Raw genomic sequence first — 19,769 nt, forward strand, 5'->3', positions numbered from 1 at the left:
AGTTCATATGTCAGACCCGCTCTTCAACGATCCCCTTGCCCATTTTCGCCTGGAGCGCCACGGCCCGGTGATCGAGCTGGTGCTCGCCCGCCCGGCCCGTCACAACGCCATTGATGCCGACCTGATGCAGGGGCTGCTCGACTGCCTCGACGAGCTGGCCCACGGCCAGCCGCTGGCCGACCGCCCCCACGTGCTGCTGCTGCGCGCCGAGGGGCCGCATTTTTGCGCGGGCGCCGATCTCGAGTGGATGCGCAAGATGGCAGGGGAGGCGTTCGACCCCCGCGCCTTTGACAAGAATCGCGAGGACGCCCGGGTGCTGGCCCACCTGATGCAGGCACTGGACGAGCTGCCCTTCCCCACGGTGGCCCTGGTGCAGGGGGCCGCCTACGGCGGAGCCTTAGGCCTTGTCTGCGCCTGCGACATCGTGCTGGCCAGCGAAAATGCCCGCTTCTGCCTCTCCGAGGTGACCCTGGGACTGGTGCCTGCGGTGATCAGCCCCTACGTGGTGCGCGCCATGGGGATGCGCCAGGCCCGCCGCTACATGCTGAGCGCGGAGCCTTTCGATGCCATCACCGCCTGCCGACTCAACGTGGTGCACAGGCTCAGCCAGCCTGATCAGTTGCTGGCGGAGGGACGCGCCATGGCCCTGCGGTTGTGTCGCAACGGCCCCCAGGCGATGAAGGAGACCAAGCGGCTGCTGGCCGCCCTCGAAGGGCGCCCAGGCCACCAGCACGAAGAGCAGACCGTCGAGACCATCGCCCGGGTACGGGTCGGTCTCGAGGCCCAGGAGGGGATCCAGGCCTTCTTCGACAAACGCCCCCCAACCTGGCGCCCCCGTTTCAAGGACGAAGCATGACTCAATACCACCTCATCAAGCACCTGCTGATCGCCAACTGTGGTCAATATAACGGGAGTGTGGATCAACACGCTTCGCACTTGTGCGCCTTGAACAACAGGGAGGCAGCATGACCCATCACACTCCCATCAAGCGCCTGCTGATCGCCAATCGCGGTGAAATCGCCGTGCGCATCATCAAGACAGCACGGCGCCTCGGCATTCACACCATCGCCCTCTACTCGGACGCCGATGCCCGCGCCATGCACGTGCGCGAAGCCGACGAAGCCTGGCATCTGGGGCCGGCCCCCGCCCGGGAGAGCTACCTCGACACCGGCAAGGTGCTCAAGATTGCCAAAGAAGCGAATGCCGACGCCATCCACCCGGGCTACGGTTTCCTCTCCGAGAACAGCGACTTTGCCACCGCCTGCGAGCAGCGGGGCGTGCGCTTTGTCGGCCCAAGCGGCGCCGCCATCCTCGCCATGGGGGACAAGTCGGGGGCCAAAGGGCTGATGCAGGCAGCCGGCGTCCCCGTGCTGCCCGGTTATCACGGCGCGGATCAGCATCCCGACTTTTTGCGCGATCAGGCGAGCCAGGTGGGCTTCCCGCTCCTTATCAAGGCGGCCAGCGGCGGCGGTGGCAAGGGGATGCGGCGGGTCGATCAGCTGGCCGACTTTGACGACGCCCTGGCGGCGGTCAAGCGGGAGGCGAGTGCCGCCTTTGGCGACGACCATGTGCTGCTGGAGCGCTATCTCCCCCGCGCCCGTCACGTGGAGGGGCAGGTCTTTGCCGATGCCCTTGGCAACGCCATCTATCTGGGGGATCGGGACTGCTCCTTGCAGCGCCGCCACCAGAAGGTGATCGAGGAGGCCCCCGCCCCCGACATCTCCCCTGCCCTGCGCCGCGCCATGGGCGAGGCGGCCGTGGCGGCGGCCAAGGCCATCGCCTATCGGGGGGCGGGCACCATCGAGTTTTTGCTCTGCGGGGAGGAGTTCTTCTTCATGGAGATGAACACCCGGTTGCAGGTGGAGCACCCGGTTACCGAGGCCATCACAGGCCAGGATCTGGTGGCCTGGCAGCTGGCGGTGGCCGAGGGCAAACCGCTGCCCCTCACCCAGGAACAGGTGGTGCTGCGTGGCCACGCGGTGGAGGCGCGCCTCTACGCCGAAGACGTGGCCGCCGGTTTTCTGCCAGCGAGCGGCCCCATCCACTGGCTCACCTGGCCCAAGGGGGTGCGCATCGACACCGGCGTCACCGCTGGCGATGAGGTGAGCCCCTATTACGACCCCATGATCGCCAAGCTCGTCGCCCACGCACCGAGCCGCAGCGAAGCCTTTGCCACCCTGGCCGATGCCCTGGCAGCCCTGGATCTCGGCCCTCTGGTGCACAACGGCCCGCTCCTGCAGCGCCTGTGCGAAGCGCCAGAGGTGCTGGCGATGCGCCACCACACCCAGTGGCCCATTCCCACCGACACCCTGCCCGTTCCTGCGCTCGCCTGGCCCCTCGCCACCCTCTGGCTCGCCACTTGCGAGCGCGATGCCTCCCCCTGGCAGCAGGCCGCAGGCTTTCGGCTGGGCCCCACCCGCCGCTTTTGCGCCACGGTGCGCATCGGCGAGGAGACCCGCACTCTCACCCTCGCCGAGCGGGCAGGCAGCCTACTCTGGCAAGGCGAGCAGATCCCGTTTGAACTCGGGTCAGAACAGATCCGCCTGTGCCAGGGTGGACATTGGCAGCGCTATCCGGTGCAGCCCCTCGGCGAGGACGCCTATTTGCTGCACCTGGCGGGCAGGCGCATCCGCTTCTCGCTCGATGATCAGCATCATCAGCTCCACCATGATCACGACACGAGCCATGTCCCGGGCATCCTGGCCCCCATGCACGGCATCGTGGTGGCGCTGCAGGTCGAGGCCGGCCAGCCGGTCAGCAAGGGGCAACCCCTGCTGGTGCTGGAGGCAATGAAGATGGAGCACGTCCTCAAAGCTGACCGGGACGGGGTGATTGAGGCCCTGCAGTGCCGCCAGGGCGAACAGGTGAGCCAGGGCGCCGTGCTGGTGCGCTTTGCCGAGGACCATACCGCGCAGGAGGAGCGCTCATGAGCCACACGCACGAGAACCGGGACGACAAGGTCAGCCTGGTGGAGATGGGGCCGCGGGACGGCCTGCAAAATGAGACCGCCACCCTCTCCCTGGCGCAGCGGCTGGCGCTCATCGCCCACCTGGCCGAGAGCGGGTTGCAGCGCATCGAGGTGGGGGCCTTCGTGTCGCCCAAGAAGGTGCCGCAGATGGCGGATTCCGCCGCACTCTTTAATGCCCTGCCGCGCAGGGGGCCGACCCGCTATGGCGCCCTGGTGCCCAATCTGCAGGGTCTGCAGGCCGCCGTCGCCGCACGCGCCGACGAGATAGGTCTCTTCACCGCCTGCTCGGACGGCTTCACCCGAGCCAACATCGGCATCAGCGTGGAGGAGTCCCTGGTGCGCTTCGCTCCCCTGGTGCAGGAGGCGCGCAGCCTCGGCATCAAGGTGCGCGGCTACCTCTCCACCGTCATCGCCTGCCCGTTCGACGGCCCGACCCGCCCGAAACGGGTCGCCGCCCTTGCCGAGCGGCTGCTGGATCTGGGCTGCCATGAGATATCCCTCGGCGACACCATCGGCGTCGGCACCCCGGGCACCGTGGCTCCCATGCTGGATGCGGTGCTGCACGAGATCCCGGCGGGCCGGCTTGCGGTTCATTTTCACGACACCTACGGCCAGGGGCTGGCCAACCTGCTGCCGGCGCTCGAGCGCGGGATCCGCACCATCGACTGCTCGGTGGCCGGGCTCGGCGGCTGCCCCTATGCCCCCGGTGCCTCCGGCAATGTGGCGTCGGAAGAGGTGGTCTATCTGCTGCACGGCCTTGGCATGAGCACCGGCGTCGACCTCGACCAGCTGGCCGCCACCGGCCAGTGGGTGAGCGAGCTGCTGGGGCGCCCCAACGGCTCCCGGGTCGGCCAGGCCCTGCACGGGAGGGGGCGGCGCTTCGCACAAGAGCGTGAGCAGCGCCCCCCGGGAGGCCATCATGCATCATGAACCCGGCCCTTGCCGCGGGGCCAGGACCCCGCCAGCTCATCAGGAGGGCGCACCATGAGAGCCAGACACGCCAGTGGCAAGGAGAGGACCTACAGCATCTCGGAGCTGGCCCAGGAGTTCGACATCACCCCCCGCACCATCCGCTATTACGAGGACGAGGGGCTCATCACCCCGACCCGGGAGGGGCAGACCCGTATCTACAGCCACAAGGACAGGATCCGCCTGAAACTGACCCTGCGCGGCAAGCGCCTCGGGTTCAGCCTGGCGGAGATCCGCGAGCTGTTCGACATGTACGACACCGACCGCTCCAGCCGGATGCAGCTTCACTCCATGATCCAGCTCATCGAGGCCAGACGCCACTCCCTGCGCCAGCAACTGGAGGACATCCAGATGGTGATGGCCGAGCTCGATGCCGCCGAGCAGCGCTGCATCCACTCCCTCGGCGGCTTGAAAACCGACGGGGATTGACAGACTCTGGGGGTATCTCGCCCCCGGTATCCCGGTTTTCCAGTGGATATTCGCAGTGGCAGGCCCTGACCCGGCAACCCCCTTGTTCCCCACATCGCCCGTCACGGCATGCCGGACAGACTGGGCGGTTTGGGCAAGCGGCGAGGTGGGGCAAACGGGGGAAATCCGGCCTTGGTCGCACAATAATTCCCCAGCCCGGTCAGAGTGCGGCGCACCTCATGAGTCCTTCCCATGAACCGGGCACGATTAATTGCTACCATATGCGCATCAAATGGAGACCATCATGCTCAAGCCTCTGCCCGCTCGTCTGCTGCGCTATGCCCTCTATCTTCTCGCGCTCCTGCTCATCGGCATCACCATCCTGCTCTGGCAGGCGCCGACCCTCATCCAGCGCCATCTCCCCGGCTGGCTTGCCACCCATTACGGTCTGCACCTCTCCCTTGGCAAGATAGAGGTGGGGATCCGCTCCCCCTCCCTCGTGCTGGGGCCCAGCGCCCTGCTCGATGACAAGCAGCAAGCACTGGTGTCATTTGAAGAGCTGAAGCTCATTCCCGCCTTGAAAGCGAGCTGGCAGCAGCGCGCCCTGGTACTGGAAGAGGCCACCCTGACCGCCCCCAGGGCAGATCTGGTGCGCCTCGAGGATCTCAAGGGGGAGGCACGCTTCAACCTGACCGATGCACTGGCCTCCCTGCTCGCCCCTGCGCCGGAGCAAACACCGCCAGCTAGCGCCGAGCCCGTGCTGGTGACCATCGGCAAGCTGTCCGTCGAGCAGGGCCGGCTCAGCTACCGGGACAGCCGCAAGCAGAGCAGCCCGGGGTGGGTCCCGCCCCTCACCCTGGACAAGCTCGCCCTGCACCTGCCCGGCTTTTCCAGCGCAGAGGGGGTGCTCAACCCCTATCGCCTGAGCGCCACCGTCAACGAGAAGAGCCCCCTCAAGGCCGAAGGGGAATTCGACATGATGAGCGGCGCCGGCAAGGGCAACCTCAGCCTTGGCAAGGTGGCCATCGCCCCCTTCGCCCCCCTCTGGGCCCCCTATCTCAAGGCGACCCTCGCCAAAGGGGAGGCCAGCGCCGAGCTCGCCTATCGCCTCACCCAGGGCAAGCAGGGACTGGACTGGCAGTTGTCAAAGGGCAAGCTGACCCTGGCCAACTGGCAGCTCACACGCAACAAGGGGGAGGAATTTGCCCGCTTCAAGCAGTTGGCGCTGACCGGGATCCGCATCGATGGCAACAAGCAGCGCCTTGAGCTCGATGCCGCCACCCTCAAGAGCCCGGCCATCACCGCCGTCCTCGACCAACAGCAACAACTGGATCTCGCGGACCTGTTGATCCCCCAGAAGACCCCCAAGGGGGGCAAACAACCGGCCACCCCCGCCAAGCCCTGGCAATGGGCCCTCAAGCAGACCCGCATCGACCAGGGCAGCCTCACTCTGACCGAAGCCACCAGCGGCAAGCCCCTGAAACGGGCCATCTCCGCCCTCGCCCTCACCCTGGGGCCCCTTGGCAGCCAGACCGCCCAACCCAGCCCCCTCACCCTCAACGCAACCCTCGACACCAGGACGACGGTGGCGTTTGACGGCACCCTGGGGCTGACCCCCTTCACCCTGAACGGCGCCATCCGCCAGCAGGGGCTGCCGCTGACCCTGGCTCAACCCTACCTGCAGGATCTGCTGCGCATCAGCGTACGGGACGGCGAGCTTGCCAGCCGCACCAGGCTGGACCTGGCCACCGACCGCCAGGGGGCCATCAGCAAGCTGGAGATAAGCGGTGGACTCGAGGTCGCGGGGCTCAACGTGTTGGATCGGGCCGACAACCAGCGCCTGCTCCAGATAGAGAATCTGCAATTGAGCGGCCTGCACTATGATGGCCTGAGCCAGCAACTGCGCATCGCCGACATCCTGCTGAGCAAACCCTATGCCCGCATCGAGATCAACGAAGAGGGGATCACCAACGTGCAGCAACTGCTGCTGCCGCAACCCGCCGCGAACGCCAGGGAGAGCGCCCCCGCCCCGCACATCGTCATCGATCAGATCCGTACCGCCCAGGGCAACCTGCGCTTCGCCGATCGCAGCCTGAGCCCGGAGTTCGTGGTGGACATCGCCTCCCTCGACGGCCAGAGCCGCCATATCAGCAACACCCCGGGGCAGCGCTCCGAGCTCGCCTTCAACGGCAAGGTGGACCGCTACGCCCCCGTCACCATCCGGGGGGGCGCCAACCTGCTCATCGAGGATCCCGTGCTGGATGTGGCCGTGGCCTTCAACAATCTGGAGCTCACCACCTTCACCCCCTACTCCAGCACCTATGCAGGCTATGCCATCGACAAGGGGCAGCTCTCCATGAAACTCAACTACAAGCTGCAGGGCAACCGGCTGGAGGGGGACAACGACATCACCATCAAGAAGCTGCAACTCGGGGAGAAGGTCAAGAGCGAGCAGGCCAAGGATCTGCCCCTCGGCCTCGCCATCGCCCTGCTGAGCGATTCGAACGGCGTCATCAAGATGAACCTCAAGGTGAAGGGCAATCTGGATCAGCCTGATTTCAGCCTGGGCAACATCTTCTGGGACGTGCTCGGCAATACCCTCGGCAAGGCCATCACCTCCCCCTTCTCCCTGCTTGCGTCCTTGACGGGGGGCACCAAGGATCTCGACGAGCTCCCCTTCCTACCTGGCGATCCCGCCCTGACCCCGACCCAGCAGACCAAGCTGACCACCCTCGCGCAGGCCCTCAAGGAGAGGCCCAAGCTCAGCATGAACATTCGCGGCAAGGTCAACTTCAACGAAGAGCGCCCCATCCTCCAGCGCCAGAAGCTTGAGCGGCTGCTGGCCAAGACCACCGGCAGCCCGGTGGATTTGACGCTGCTGGAGCAGGATCCCGCCATGCAATCCGCACTGGCAGAGGCCTATGAAGCTAAGTTCAACGAAGATCTCGGGGATCTGGCCGACCGGTTGCGACTCGATGAAGGGAGCGAGGCCCTGCGCGCCCAGGCGGTGCTCCTGCTACGGGATCAGCAGCTCATCACCGCCAAGTCCCTGCGAAACCTCGCCATGCGCCGCGCCCAGAACACCAAGGAGTATCTGGTGGATACCCAGGGCATCGCGCCGGAGCGCCTCTTCGTGCTCGACAGCCAGGTGAAGGAGACGGACAAGGAAGCCAAGGTGGTGCTGACCCTGGACAACTGATCCGGCGCCCGCCGGATGCCCCTCTTGTTTGCCCCGACGGCATATGGCCCAAGGGGCTCCCACCCCCGACCCCCACCGGATAACGCCTTCCTGGCCATTTAAGGTGCCCACCGCCCAGATACCCGTGCGGTGCCAGTTGCTCGACCCTTTCTCATCCCTTTCTTTCCCGCCGGAGCGAGCGGGCGGTGGCTGGTCCCGCGCTTTGCCCCTGCTGTTCCCTTTGTGCCTAGCGGCGGCGACATCATGGTGGAGCTGCCTTATCCCTGCTTGCCTCCCCTTCTCTAACCTCCCCCGACCCCTGCCATCAGGATTTATCTCTCGCTAGCCGTCTCGAAAGATCTCGTTATCCCGTTATCCCGTTATCCCGTTATCCCGTTATCCCGCATGTCGGCATGTCGGCATGTCGGCATGTCAAAATAGATGGCCCGATTAGATATACAGTGTCTAATCGGGCCAATCCTGAACACCCTCTCGCGCACGCCAAAGGGCCAACCCCGCGCCCCCCTTCCATTTCGAAGCGTCTTTACTGGGCCCATGGCCCATCCCGCCTCTGGCTTTCTGACAAGGGCAGCCTCTGATCCTGCCCGTTAATCTTGCGCCCCTTTCGCCCGTGGCAGTCAACACAGCGCGCCTGCGGGTTTCTCAGGCGCCCCGCCCTTGTGTAGGGAACACGGTGGCGAGCGCGGGGTTGACGAGAAAATGGGGAGCGCAACGGACACTGCGATGGCAAGCGATACGGGAGGTCCATGCGCCACAAACAGGAGGGAAACACTCTGGTCTGATGGCATATGAACTCATTTTTCAATCAAACCGCCATGACGCGACCATCCGGGGCGCGTTTCCCTCACCAGTCCCAGTCACCATCGTCGTTGCCGACTTTCATGCCAAGTTGCCTTTTATACAAAATCGCAACGTTGAAAACGTTTTTCATTCACCACTCGTCTACCTGAATGGCACGAATGGTTGGCCACTTAAACTTTCGTGTTCTTTTTTTACCATTTCTGTGTGTCCCCCCCTTGCCCGGGACCCTGAGCCTGCCTAAAATCGCGCGTCTTTTATCAACCCCACCTCTATTGTTGGAGAACACCACGTGAGCGAAAAATTGGCCAACCCTGCCCCTCTGGGTCTGATGGGTTTCGGTATGACCACCATTCTGCTGAACATCCATAACGCAGGTTTCTTCCCCATCAGCGCCATGATCCTGGCCATGGGTCTGTGCTATGGCGGTCTGGCCCAGATCATCGCCGGCATCATGGAGTACAAGCGTGGCAACACCTTCGGTGTCACCGCCTTCATCTCCTACGGCACCTTCTGGTGGAGCCTGGTGTTCCTGCTGGTGATGCCGACCATGGGTCTGGCCGAGGCCACCCCGCACGCCTACATGGGCTGGTACCTGCTGATGTGGGGCATGTTCACCCTGTTCATGCTGATCGGGACCGTCAACTTCCCCCGCGTGAAGCAGTTCGTGTTCGCCTCCCTGACCGTGCTGTTCTTCCTGCTGGCTGCCCGTGACTTCACCGGCAGTACCCTGATCGGCACCATCGCCGGTTTCGAAGGCATCATCTGCGGCGCCAGCGCCATCTACCTGGCCATGGCCACCGTGATCAACGAGCAGTTCGGTCGCACCGTGCTGCCCATCGGCGAGCAGAAGAAAGCCGCTCCCGCCCAGCTCAAAGCCGCTGCCTAAGCACCCGGCGACATCGCTGTCACGAAAAAGGCACCCTCAGGGGTGCCTTTTGTGTTTCTGCCGCCCGGACGCAGTGCCGGTCAGCCCTGCGCTCCGGGATCTCCGGCCAGCAACCGGGTGGCCGGGTAGCGGGCAGCGGGATCCTGACCGTAGAAGCGGGCGAACTGGTCATAGACCGCAGGGTAGACGACACGCAGACGCAACGGATCGGTGAAGAAGCTCTCGCTGCACACCGCGAAGAATTCGGCGGGGTGCGAGGCGGCGTAGGGGTCTATCTCGGTCACCTCCTCTCTGGTCAACTGATCGTTCATCTCGTCAAACGCACCTTGCAGCGCCCGGGTCCATTGCTGGGGATCCATGCCCCGCGGCAGGGGCGGTGCACCGTCCGCATCCCCTCCCAGCATGTCGAGCTTGTGGGCAAGCTCATGGATCACCAGGTTGAATCCGTCCCAGTCCCCGTCCTGCTGCAATTCGCTCCAGGCCAGCACCAGTGGCCCCTGGGGCCAGGATTCACCGGCGTTCTCCTCTTCAAATTCGCTCACCAGCCCGAACTCGTCCTGCACCTCCTGACGACGGGTCACGGGCTCGGGGATGATGATCACCTCGTGGAAACCTCGATACCAATCGAACCCCAGGTGCAGGATGGGCAGCACTGCCTGCAGGGCCAGCACCCCCTGCTGGCGGGGCGTCAGTTCCACCCCGATCTGGGTGAGGGTCTTGCGCGAGAGAAAATGGCGCGCCAGCTCCATCAGCCTCTGCGCCTCTTCTTCTTCAAGCCCCTGCAAGATGGGCACCGCCGCCAGCGCCTCGCGCCACTCCTGCTCTTCTGGGAGACGAGGCTCCCGGGGAGATGCACCACCCAATACCTCTTTCAACCTGGACCAGAACACACAGACTCCTCTTGCCAATCAGACAGCTTTCACAAAACGTTTCGGACGCTCGCAATACCCTTGCGCCAGATAAAATCGGTGCGCCCCTTCGCGCTTGAGGCTGCTGGAGAGCTCCAGCTGGCCGCACCCCAGAGCTGCCGCCCGCTGCTCTGCCGCCGCCAGCAGCAGGGCCCCGATGCCCCCGCCCCTTGCACCCTCATCGACAACCAGCGCCGAGATCAGGCCCCAGGCTGGTGCAAGGTGCATGGGTTGCAAGTGGTGCCACACCAGCACCCCCACCGGGATCCCCTCGCACAGGGCTACCAGTACCTCCCGCGCCGGATCGGGCTGGGCCAGCCTGGCGCTGACCGCCCCGTCAGGGTTGGGGTAGCCCAACTGGGCAAACAACCCCGTCAATCCGGCCCCATCCGCCTCCCCGGCGAGGCGAATGATGTATCTGTTTTCCCTTGTTGCCACTCCTGGCCTCCTATTTGCATTACCTCAATCAGCCCTCTGGGCATGGCAAAGCGGCAGATGATGGGTATGTACCGAATCTTGTCCAGTTCCATTCACCATTTGTTAATGTCAATTCACAAATTAACAAAGCCACAACACTTTTCACTAGGAAGGCCCTGAACAAACCGATATGTTAAATCCCGCGGACTAACCAGTCGAAAGTCCCGCACAATCCTGAGTGACCCCCTTGGTCACCGCATATTTCAATGTTAAGGGAGCGAGGCATATAGACCTCGCCAAGACAGCGCAACAAAGGAGTTGTTGTACATGAATGAGATCGTCAATGCCATCAATGGCGTGATTTGGAGCCCAGCGCTCATCTATCTGTGTCTGGGGGTAGGCCTCTACTTCTCCCTGCGCAGCCGTTTCCTGCAACTGCGCCACTTGAAAGGCATGATACGCCTGATGTTTCAGGGCAAGGGCAACGATGCCGGTGTCTCCTCCTTCCAGGCACTCTCCATGACCCTGGCCGGTCGCGTCGGTACCGGCAACATCGCCGGTGTGGCCACTGCCATCACCTTCGGCGGCCCGGGCGCCCTGTTCTGGATGTGGATGGTCGCCTTCCTTGGCGCCAGCTCCGCCTTCGTGGAGTCCACCCTGGGCCAGGTCTACAAGGAGAAGATCAACGGTGAATATCGCGGCGGTCCGGCCTTCTACATCGAGAAGGGCCTGGGCATGAAGTGGTATGCCTGGACCTTCGCCATCGCCACCATCTTCGCCTGCGGCGTGCTGCTGCCGGGCGTGCAGGCAAACTCCATCGGCTCCAGCCTGCAGACCGCCTTTGCCATCGACCCCAACGTGACCGCCGCCGGTCTGGCGCTGCTGCTCGGTTTCATCATCTTCGGCGGCGTCAAACGCATCGCCAATTTCGCCAGTACCGTGGTGCCCTTCATGGCGCTGGGTTACATCATCGTGGCCTGCGTCATCATCGCCCTGAACATCGGCCAACTGCCGGGCGTGATCCTGCTCATCTGGAAGAGTGCCTTCGGGATGGAAGCCGGCTTCGGCGCCATTCTGGGTCTGGCCATCATGTGGGGTGTCAAGCGCGGGGTCTACTCCAACGAAGCCGCCCAGGGGACTGGCCCCCACGCCTCCTCCGCCGCGGCGGTGAGCCACCCGGCCAAGCAGGGCCTGGTGCAGGCGTTCTCCGTCTATATCGACACCCTGTTCGTCTGCTCCGCCACCGGCTTCATGCTGCTCATCACTGGCCTGTACAACGTGCAGGGTCCGGACGGTGCCGCCCTCTACACCGGCATCGCCGGCATCGCGGCAGGCCCCGGCTATGTGCAGACCGCCATGGAGAGCATGATGCCAGGCTTTGGCAACTACTTCGTCGCCATCGCCCTGTTCTTCTTCGCCTTCACCACCATCGTGGCCTACTACTACATCGCCGAAACCAACATCGCTTTTGTCAACCGCAAGATTAACCGCCCCTGGCTCACCTTCCTGCTGAAGATTGCGCTGATGGCTGCCACCGTCTACGGCACCGTCAAGACCGCCGATCTGGCCTGGGGCCTGGGTGACATCGGGGTCGGCCTGATGGCCTGGCTCAACATCGGTGCCATCCTGATGCTGCAAAAGCCGGCTTTCGCCTGTCTGAAAGACTACGAGGCACAGCTGGCCAAGGGTCTGGATCCCGTGTTCCACCCGGAAAAGCTCGGCATCAAGAACGCGGACTACTGGATTGAAAACCGCGCCGAAGTAAACCTGATGCGCGAGCAAACCGGCCACCCCTTCGAGGCGGACCCGGATACCGTTGCCAAGTAATCAGACGGCACAATGCAAAATGGCAGCTTCGGCTGCCATTTTCATTTGTGTTGGATGGGTGAGGGGTTCAAAGCGCGTTGCGGCGCGGTCCGAATGGCAGGCGCCAGCGAAACAGGCTGTTGAGGGTCGCCCGCCACTGGTTGGGGCGCCCCAGGATCTGCCTCTGCAACCGGGTCTCTTCCTTGAGCATGGCCTCGTCACTGCGAGCCCAGGCCTGGGTGTAGAGCTGCTTGATCCCCGCCAGCGCATCCGGCGACTTGGTGATCAGGGTCCGGGCAAAGGCCCGCGCCTCTTCCAGGGGATCCGCGCACACCCGGCTCACCAGGCCGAGGGACTTGGCTTCGCTGGCTTCCAGCTCGCGCCCGCTCATGGCAAGCTCCATGGCGGTATCCATCCCCATCAGGTTGCGCAGGGTGACGCTGCCGCTCATGTCGGGGATGATGCCCCACTTGATCTCCATCACCGAGAAGCGGCAATCCGGGGTGCTGAAGCGAAAATCGGCGCCGAGCGCTATTTGCAGGCCGCCGCCAAAACAGACCCCCTGGGTCACCGCAATCACGGGCACCGGCAGTTGATGCCAGCCATAGGCCACCCGCTGGGCCAGGTTGGTCGCCTCGTCCGCCTCGCGCTTGAGGATCTCCAGCGCCGCCACAGGCTGCCTCAGCATGGATTTCACATCCAGCCCGGCGCAGAACGCCCGCCCCTCCCCGTGCAGGATCACGGCCCGCAGCCCTTTTTGCCGGGATAGCGCGTTCAGCGTCTCGTCGATGGCGTCGAACATGGCCCGATCCAGCGCGTTGAGCTTGTCCCCCCGGCAGAGCATCACCTCGGCGATCCCCTCCTGAAACACCCATTTGACCCTTGGCTTTTCCATCTCCGTCTTCGTCCTTTTGATTCAACTGGTCATACCACAACGTTACCAGAGTGTTATGGGCAGGTACAGGGAGGCCGCCCCGGGCCTGCGACTAAAGTCGGCTGGCCCGGTGGTAGAGCCTTTGTCAGACTGGCCCCATGGTCACGGTGGAGCCTCTCATGTCACTTCTGTTCAATTTTGCCCGTCCACCGTTCGACGGCCTGGACGAGGAGGCACGCCAGCGGCTCGGTCAGCACCTCAGCATCTGCTACTTTCGCGCGGGCCAGACGGTGCAGCACGCCGGGGAGGAGCCCGCCGGGCTCTACCTCATCATCAAGGGGGCCGTGGAAGAGTCTGCCCCCCATCAATCCTTTGGCGACTATGGCGAGGGGGACATGTTCGACGTCCGTGCCCAGTTTGACGGGCACTGCCGCCACCGTTTCGCCGCCCTGGAAGATACCCTCTGCCAGCTCATTCCCCGCCCCGTCTTTCTGGCCCTGTGCGACGCGCACCCCCATATCGCCCGCTACTTCACCGCCACCCTGGCGGAGCGCCAGCGGGAGCAGGAGCGGCGCAGCCAGCTCGGGCAGCAGAACCTGGCGGAGTTCATCCTGACCCGCATCGCTCCCGACCATCTGCAGGCGCCGCTCATCGTGGAAAGCAGCCTCTCGCTCCTGGCCGCCACCGAGGCCATGGTGGCCAGGGGCACCGACTGCCTGCTCTATCCCGGAGCAGACGGCAGCCTGAGCCTGGCCACCCGCAAGACCCTGCTCCACGCCCTCACCCTCAAGGGATTGCCGCTCAGTGCGCCGCTGGCGGTGCTGACCCCCACCCCGCTGACGGGTCTGCCACTGGGGAGCTATCTGTTCGATGCCCTGCTGCTGATGACCCGCCACCGCATCAAGCGCCTGGTCATCTGGCAGGGGCAGGAGGTGGCAGGCATCCTGCATTTGACCCAGGTGCTCGGGCTCTTCTCCACCCACTCCCATGTGTTGACCCTGCGCATCGCCCGCGCCGACTCCCCGGCCGCCCTCGAGGCGGTCGCCCGGGAGCAGCAGCAGCTCATTCGCTCCCTGTTTGCCCAGGGGATCCACACCCTGTTCCTGATGAAGCTCATCGCCACCATCAACGAGCAGTTGATCGCCAAGGCCTTTTCCCTGGTGATCCCCGCGGCGCAGCAAGAGCAGGTGTGCCTGCTGATGCTGGGGTCGGAGGGGCGTGGCGAACAGATCCAGAAAACCGATCAGGACAATGCCCTGATCCTGCCGGATGGCCTGCCGTGGCCCACCCAGTCGGCGGATCTGGCCGCCTTCAGCGCCCTGCTGGCGCGCCTGGGTTATCCCCCTTGCCCGGGCAGGGTGATGGTCAACAACCCGGCCTGGGTGAAGCCGCTTGGCGGCTGGCTGCAAGGGATAGAGCAGGCCTGTGTGCGCGCCAGCGAAGCGGATCTGCTCTGGCTCGCCACCCTGGCAGATGCCCAGGCCATCACGGGAGATCGCGCCCGGCTCGCCCCCGTCGCCCGTCACCTGCGGGCCTGCCTCGCCGACCGGCCGGATCTGCTGGCGGAGATGGCAAGGGCCGCCGTCGCCTTTCACGCCCCCCTCACCCTCTTTGGCAGGCTGGAGCAAGCCCCGGAGGGGCTGGATCTCAAGCGGGGCGGCCTCTTCCCTCTGGTCCACGGCGTCCGGGTACTCTCCCTGGAGGCGGGGATCCTGGAGACCTCGACCACGGGGCGCATCGAGGCCCTGGTGGGCCAGGGACGCCTCAGCCGGGACTATGGCACCAATCTGGCGGAGGCCTTCCGGCTGTTCATGCGGCTTCGGCTGCGCAGCCAGTTGCAGGAGGGAGACGGACGGGTGCGGGTGGCCGACCTCGGCCCCGCAGAGCGGGATCTGCTGCGCCATGCCCTGCACCAGGTGAAGAAGTTCCAGCAATGGCTCACCTTGCACTTTCGTCTTAGGCAATAGCGATGTGGATGCACTGGCGCCGCCGCTGGCTTGGCAGGACGTTTCGGGAGGGGGAGTTTGCCCCGCTCTTTGCCCGCCCTGCTGGCGACGAGTGGGTGGCGCTGGACTTCGAGACCACCAGCCTGGATCCGGCGCTGGCGGAGATCGTCTCCATCGGGGCGGTGCGCATCCGGGGCAACCGGATAGAGACGGGCGATGCCCTTGCCATCCGGGTCCAGGCTCCCGCCAGCCTGAGCGCCGGGTCCGTGGTGATCCACGGCCTGCGCCATCAGGATCTGCAACAGGGAATGGCACTGGAGCCCGCGCTGCGCGCGCTGCTGGAGTTCATCGGCCCCCGTGAGCTGGTGGGGTATCACATCGCCTATGACCTGCGCATTCTCAACCTCGCCTGCCAACGGCTGTGGGGGCTCACCCTGCCCCAGCGCGGCATCGAGGTGAGCCGCCTCTATCACGATCACCTCTATCGCCGCTATCCCGACGCCGCCATCGATCTGCACCTGGCCGCGATCTGTCGCCATCTGGCGCTGCCAGCCCTGCCCCCCCACGACGCCCTGAGCGATGCTGTCACCGCCGCCCTTGTCTTTGTACGCCTGCATCAGGGCGGCCCGCTGGCTTATCCCAAAGTCTAATTGTTCGGAAATAACATTTAATTCACATTTTGCTTACATGGACAGCCGTGCTGTCCGGTAGGGAACCCCTCATCCACCGCTGACATTCACTGTCATGGAGAACTGCAATGGAACAGCAACCGTATCTTCGGATCCAGCAAGATCCCAACTTCCAGACACTGGTCGCCAAACGCCAGCGTTTTGCCTGGACCCTCTCCATCCTGATGCTGGGGCTCTACCTGGCGTTCATCCTGCTCATCGCCTTTGCACCGGGCTGGCTTGGCACCCCCTTGAGCGAAGGCTCCAGCATCACCCGTGGCATCCCGGTCGGGATTGGTCTCATCGTATCGGCCTTCGTGCTGACCGGTATCTACGTATTTCGTGCCAACGGCGAGTTCGACGAACTGAACCAGAAGATCCTCAAGGGAGCGCAATCATGAAAGGCAAGTTTCTGCTGCCGCTGGCAGGTCTGATCTCCACCCCCTTGCTGGCGGCCGACGCCATCAGCGGCGAGGTGCAACGCCAACCCCTCAATATCTCGGCCATCGTGATGTTCGTGATCTTCGTGGCCGCGACCCTGTTCATCACCTACTGGGCCTCCAAGCGCAACCGCTCGGCTTCCGACTACTACGCCGCCGGCGGGCGCATCACCGGCTTCCAAAACGGTCTGGCCATCGCCGGTGACTACATGTCCGCCGCCTCCTTCCTCGGCATCTCTGCCCTGGTCTACACCTCGGGCTACGACGGTCTCATCTACTCCATCGGCTTCCTGGTGGGCTGGCCCATCATCCTGTTCCTGATCGCGGAGCGGCTGCGCAACCTCGGCAAGTACACCTTTGCCGACGTGGCCTCCTACCGCCTCAAGCAGACCTCGGTGCGCAGCCTCTCCGCCAGCGGCTCCCTGGTGGTGGTCGCCCTCTACCTCATCGCCCAGATGGTCGGTGCCGGCAAGCTCATCGAGCTGCTGTTCGGCCTCCAATACCATGTGGCCGTGGTGCTGGTCGGCATCCTGATGGTGCTCTACGTGCTGTTCGGCGGCATGCTGGCCACCACCTGGGTACAGATCATCAAGGCGGTGATGCTGCTCTCCGGTGCCTCCTTCATGGCCATCATGGTGATGAAGTCCGTCAACTTCGACGTCGGTACCCTGTTCAGCGAAGCGGTCAAGGTGCATGCCAATGGTGCGGCCATCATGAGCCCGGGCGGCCTAGTCGCCGACCCCATCTCCGCCATCTCCCTTGGGCTGGCCCTGATGTTCGGTACCGCCGGTCTGCCCCACATCCTGATGCGCTTCTTTACCGTGAGCGATGCCAAGGAAGCCCGTAAATCGGTGTTCTATGCCACCGGCTTCATCGGCTACTTCTACATCCTCACCTTCATCATCGGCTTTGGCGCCATCCTGCTGGTCAGCACCAACCCGGACTTCAAGGACGCCACCGGCGCCCTGCTGGGGGGCACCAACATGGCGGCCGTCCATCTGGCCGACGCCGTGGGTGGCAGCCTGTTCCTGGGCTTCATCTCCGCCGTGGCGTTTGCCACCATACTGGCGGTCGTGGCCGGGCTGACCCTGGCGGGGGCCTCAGCGGTCTCTCACGACCTCTATGCCTGCGTCATCAAGGAAGGCAAGGCCAACGAGGCCGACGAGCTGCGTGTCTCCAAGATGACCACCCTGGTGCTGGGTGTGGTCGCCATCGGCCTTGGCATCCTGTTCGAGAAGCAGAACATCGCCTTCATGGTGGGCCTGGCCTTCTCCATCGCGGCGAGCTGCAACTTCCCGGTGCTCTTCCTCTCCATGTTCTGGTCCCGCCTGACCACTCGTGGCGCCGTCTATGGCGGCTGGCTCGGTCTCATCAGCGCCGTGACCCTGATGATCCTGGGCCCCACCGTCTGGGTGAAGGTGCTGGGTCATGCCCAGGCCATCTTCCCCTACGAATACCCGGCGCTCTTCTCCATGGGGCTGGCCTTCATCGGGATCTGGTTCTTCTCGGTCACCGACAAGTCCCAGGCAGCCTCCGACGAGCATGCGAAGTTCTTCCCGCAGTTCGTCCGCTCCCAGACCGGGCTCGGTGCCTCCGGCGCCTCCGCCCACTAAGTGGCATCCCACGCATCCAAGCCGGCCCAGTGCCGGCTTTTTTCATGACCGCCCCCTCGCCTCCCCTCTGCAAGAGAGGCCGGAGCCCGTTGCCGGCCTGGTCGTGAAATCTTCCCCCCTGCAATGGGGCCAGATCACAGTTCCTGCTAAAACTTTCGGGGGATCTGTGCCATAATGCGCGCCATTTGACAGACCAACCGGGACATTCCAGTGCTTTCAAGCAACAACATCACCATGCAGTTCGGCGCCAAGCCGCTGTTTGAGAACATCAGCGTCAAGTTTGGCGGCGGCAACCGCTACGGCCTCATCGGTGCCAACGGCTGTGGCAAGTCCACCTTCATGAAGATCCTCGGCGGCGATCTCGAACCCACCGGCGGCAATGTGAGCCTGGATGTCAACGAGCGCATCGGTAAGCTGCGCCAGGATCAGTTCGCCTACGAAGAGATGCGCGTACTGGACGTGGTCATGATGGGCCACACCGAGCTGTGGGCCGCCATCGCCGAACGCGATGCCATCTACGCCAACCTGGAGGCCACCGACGACGACTACATGAAGGCCGCCGAGCTGGAAGGCCTGGTCGCCGAATATGATGGCTACACCGCCGAATCCCGCGCAGGCGAACTGCTGCTGGGTGCCGGTATTCCCATCGAGCAGCACAACGGCCCGATGAGCGAAGTGGCCCCGGGCTGGAAACTGCGGGTACTGCTGGCGCAGGCGCTCTTCTCCAACCCCGACATCCTGTTGCTGGACGAACCGACCAACAACCTGGACATCAACACCATTCGCTGGCTGGAGCAGGTGCTCAACGATCGTGAAAGCACCATGATCATCATCTCTCACGACCGTCACTTCCTGAACTCCGTCTGCACCCACATGGCGGATCTGGACTACGGCGAGCTGCGGGTCTACCCGGGCAACTACGACGAGTACATGCTGGCTGCCACCCAGGCCCGCGAGCGCCTGCTGGCCGACAACGCCAAGAAGAAGGCCCAGATCGCCGATCTGCAATCCTTCGTCTCCCGCTTCAGCGCCAACGCCTCCAAGTCCAGCCAGGCTACCTCCCGCCTCAAGCAGATCGACAAGATCAAGATTGAGGAAGTGAAGGTATCCAGCCGTCAGAACCCCTTCATCCGCTTCGAGCAGGACAAGAAGCTCTACCGCAACATCCTGGAGATCGAAGGCGTCTCCAAGGGTTATGGCGACGGTCCCCTGTTCAAGGGGCTCAACATGATGCTGGAAGTGGGCGAGAAGGTCGCCATCCTGGGTACCAACGGGATCGGTAAGTCCACCCTGATCAAGACGCTGGTCGGTGCCCTGGCACCGGATACCGGCACCATCAAGTGGTCCGAGAACGCCCAGATCGGCTACTACGCCCAGGATCACGCCGAAGACTTCGACACCGATCTCAATGTGTTCGACTGGATGGCCCAGTGGAAGCAGGAGAACGAAGACGAGCAGGCGGTGCGCTCCGTGCTGGGTCGTCTGCTCTTCTCCCAGGACGACATCAAGAAGCCGGTCAAGGTGCTCTCCGGTGGTGAACAGGGCCGGATGCTGTTCGGCAAGCTGATGATGCAGCGCCCCAACATCCTGATCATGGATGAACCGACCAACCACCTGGACATGGAATCCATCGAATCCTTGAACCTGGCGCTGGAGATGTACAAGGGCACCCTGATCTTCGTCTCCCACGACCGCGAGTTCGTCTCCTCCCTGGCGACCCGCATCCTGGAGCTGACCGAAGACGGCATCCGCGACTTCGGCGGCACCTACGAGGATTACCTGCGCACCCAGGGTGTGGTGTAATCCCCCGCCTTCAAGCAAAGTGATCAGAACCGGCGCCTCGTGCGCCGGTTTTTTTATGCCTGC

Annotated in this window: 15 protein-coding genes; 12 read left to right on the forward strand and 3 right to left on the reverse strand. The window is 64.1% G+C overall.

The window, feature by feature from the left end; translation table 11 throughout:
- Positions 1 to 7 precede the first annotated feature (7 nt).
- The 6 genes from AB5Y50_RS18140 to AB5Y50_RS18165 all read left to right on the forward strand — a co-directional run bounded on the left by AB5Y50_RS18140 (position 8) and on the right by AB5Y50_RS18165 (position 9,231).
- Positions 8 to 856: an enoyl-CoA hydratase-related protein gene (locus AB5Y50_RS18140; protein ID WP_049636825.1), complete on the forward strand. Its 849-nt coding sequence runs from the start codon at positions 8 to 10 to the stop codon at positions 854 to 856.
- A gap of 109 nt (positions 857 to 965) precedes the next feature.
- Positions 966 to 2,930 carry a biotin carboxylase N-terminal domain-containing protein gene (locus AB5Y50_RS18145; RefSeq protein ID WP_010674589.1) on the forward strand — a complete coding sequence of 655 codons (1,965 nt, stop codon included), beginning with the start codon at positions 966 to 968 and terminating at the stop codon, positions 2,928 to 2,930.
- Positions 2,927 to 3,898 carry a hydroxymethylglutaryl-CoA lyase gene (locus AB5Y50_RS18150; protein WP_010674588.1) on the forward strand — a complete coding sequence of 324 codons (972 nt, stop codon included), beginning with the start codon at positions 2,927 to 2,929 and terminating at the stop codon, positions 3,896 to 3,898. Before AB5Y50_RS18145 ends, AB5Y50_RS18150 begins: the two co-directional genes overlap by 4 nt.
- Positions 3,899 to 3,952: 54 nt before the next feature.
- The gene (locus AB5Y50_RS18155; RefSeq protein WP_010674587.1) at positions 3,953 to 4,366 is read left to right on the forward strand and encodes a MerR family DNA-binding transcriptional regulator; all 414 of its coding nucleotides are present in this window, start codon (positions 3,953 to 3,955) and stop codon (positions 4,364 to 4,366) included.
- A 283-nt stretch (positions 4,367 to 4,649) separates the two neighbouring features.
- Complete coding sequence (locus tag AB5Y50_RS18160; RefSeq protein WP_041201608.1) at positions 4,650 to 7,544, forward strand: DUF748 domain-containing protein; 2,895 nt, start codon at positions 4,650 to 4,652, stop codon at positions 7,542 to 7,544.
- Positions 7,545 to 8,634: 1,090 nt separating this feature from the next.
- Entirely contained in the window at positions 8,635 to 9,231 is a 597-nt protein-coding gene (locus AB5Y50_RS18165; protein WP_029314465.1) for a GPR1/FUN34/YaaH family transporter, read from the forward strand.
- 80 nt (positions 9,232 to 9,311) lie between these two features.
- Here the strand turns inward: AB5Y50_RS18165 and AB5Y50_RS18170 are convergent, their stop codons facing one another.
- Together AB5Y50_RS18170 and AB5Y50_RS18175 are read right to left on the reverse strand one after the other, a co-directional pair.
- The gene (locus tag AB5Y50_RS18170; protein WP_029314463.1) at positions 9,312 to 10,121 is read right to left on the reverse strand and encodes a zinc-dependent peptidase; all 810 of its coding nucleotides are present in this window, start codon (positions 10,119 to 10,121) and stop codon (positions 9,312 to 9,314) included.
- Between the two features lie 18 nt (positions 10,122 to 10,139).
- Entirely contained in the window at positions 10,140 to 10,508 is a 369-nt protein-coding gene (locus tag AB5Y50_RS18175; RefSeq protein ID WP_010674583.1) for a GNAT family N-acetyltransferase, read from the reverse strand.
- A gap of 375 nt (positions 10,509 to 10,883) precedes the next feature.
- Here AB5Y50_RS18175 and AB5Y50_RS18180 point away from each other — a divergent pair, with 375 nt between their 5' ends.
- A complete protein-coding gene (locus AB5Y50_RS18180; protein WP_010674582.1) occupies positions 10,884 to 12,383 on the forward strand; it encodes a sodium:alanine symporter family protein in 1,500 nt (499 codons plus the stop codon).
- Between the two features lie 67 nt (positions 12,384 to 12,450).
- Here AB5Y50_RS18180 and AB5Y50_RS18185 read toward each other — a convergent pair whose 3' ends face one another.
- The gene (locus AB5Y50_RS18185) at positions 12,451 to 13,257 is read right to left on the reverse strand and encodes a crotonase/enoyl-CoA hydratase family protein (RefSeq protein ID WP_010674581.1); all 807 of its coding nucleotides are present in this window, start codon (positions 13,255 to 13,257) and stop codon (positions 12,451 to 12,453) included.
- Positions 13,258 to 13,415: 158 nt separating this feature from the next.
- Here AB5Y50_RS18185 and AB5Y50_RS18190 point away from each other — a divergent pair, with 158 nt between their 5' ends.
- The 5 genes from AB5Y50_RS18190 (at position 13,416) to AB5Y50_RS18210 (ending at position 19,706) form a co-directional block, all read left to right on the forward strand.
- Entirely contained in the window at positions 13,416 to 15,203 is a 1,788-nt protein-coding gene (locus AB5Y50_RS18190; RefSeq protein WP_041211372.1) for a putative nucleotidyltransferase substrate binding domain-containing protein, read from the forward strand.
- A 2-nt stretch (positions 15,204 to 15,205) separates the two neighbouring features.
- Entirely contained in the window at positions 15,206 to 15,832 is a 627-nt protein-coding gene (locus tag AB5Y50_RS18195) for a 3'-5' exonuclease (RefSeq protein WP_029314461.1), read from the forward strand.
- A 107-nt stretch (positions 15,833 to 15,939) separates the two neighbouring features.
- Positions 15,940 to 16,251 carry a DUF485 domain-containing protein gene (locus AB5Y50_RS18200; protein ID WP_010674578.1) on the forward strand — a complete coding sequence of 104 codons (312 nt, stop codon included), beginning with the start codon at positions 15,940 to 15,942 and terminating at the stop codon, positions 16,249 to 16,251.
- Positions 16,248 to 17,903 (forward strand): cation acetate symporter, encoded by a 1,656-nt coding sequence (locus tag AB5Y50_RS18205; protein WP_010674577.1) that lies wholly within the window; start codon positions 16,248 to 16,250, stop codon positions 17,901 to 17,903. The genes AB5Y50_RS18200 and AB5Y50_RS18205 overlap by 4 nt, the downstream gene beginning before the upstream one ends.
- 210 nt (positions 17,904 to 18,113) lie before the next feature.
- Positions 18,114 to 19,706 (forward strand): ABC-F family ATPase, encoded by a 1,593-nt coding sequence (locus AB5Y50_RS18210; protein ID WP_010674576.1) that lies wholly within the window; start codon positions 18,114 to 18,116, stop codon positions 19,704 to 19,706.
- Positions 19,707 to 19,769 lie beyond the last annotated feature (63 nt).

The organism is Aeromonas sp. s6 (assembly GCF_040907815.1).
Lineage (GTDB): Bacteria > Pseudomonadota > Gammaproteobacteria > Enterobacterales > Aeromonadaceae > Aeromonas > Aeromonas caviae.

What these genes read in the sequence shown, in the direction of transcription:
- AB5Y50_RS18160 (WP_041201608.1), top strand. Translation starts at nt 4,650, where the DNA reads ATGCTCAAGCCTCTGCCCGCTCGTCTGCTGCGCTATGCCCTCTATCTT.
- AB5Y50_RS18145 (WP_010674589.1), top strand. Translation starts at nt 966, where the DNA reads ATGACCCATCACACTCCCATCAAGCGCCTGCTGATCGCCAATCGCGGT.
- AB5Y50_RS18190 (WP_041211372.1), top strand. Translation starts at nt 13,416, where the DNA reads ATGTCACTTCTGTTCAATTTTGCCCGTCCACCGTTCGACGGCCTGGAC.
- AB5Y50_RS18195 (WP_029314461.1), top strand. Translation starts at nt 15,206, where the DNA reads ATGTGGATGCACTGGCGCCGCCGCTGGCTTGGCAGGACGTTTCGGGAG.
- AB5Y50_RS18180 (WP_010674582.1), top strand. Translation starts at nt 10,884, where the DNA reads ATGAATGAGATCGTCAATGCCATCAATGGCGTGATTTGGAGCCCAGCG.
- AB5Y50_RS18140 (WP_049636825.1), top strand. Translation starts at nt 8, where the DNA reads ATGTCAGACCCGCTCTTCAACGATCCCCTTGCCCATTTTCGCCTGGAG.
- AB5Y50_RS18185 (WP_010674581.1), bottom strand. Translation starts at nt 13,257, where the DNA reads ATGGAAAAGCCAAGGGTCAAATGGGTGTTTCAGGAGGGGATCGCCGAG.
- AB5Y50_RS18200 (WP_010674578.1), top strand. Translation starts at nt 15,940, where the DNA reads ATGGAACAGCAACCGTATCTTCGGATCCAGCAAGATCCCAACTTCCAG.
- AB5Y50_RS18150 (WP_010674588.1), top strand. Translation starts at nt 2,927, where the DNA reads ATGAGCCACACGCACGAGAACCGGGACGACAAGGTCAGCCTGGTGGAG.
- AB5Y50_RS18205 (WP_010674577.1), top strand. Translation starts at nt 16,248, where the DNA reads ATGAAAGGCAAGTTTCTGCTGCCGCTGGCAGGTCTGATCTCCACCCCC.
- AB5Y50_RS18155 (WP_010674587.1), top strand. Translation starts at nt 3,953, where the DNA reads ATGAGAGCCAGACACGCCAGTGGCAAGGAGAGGACCTACAGCATCTCG.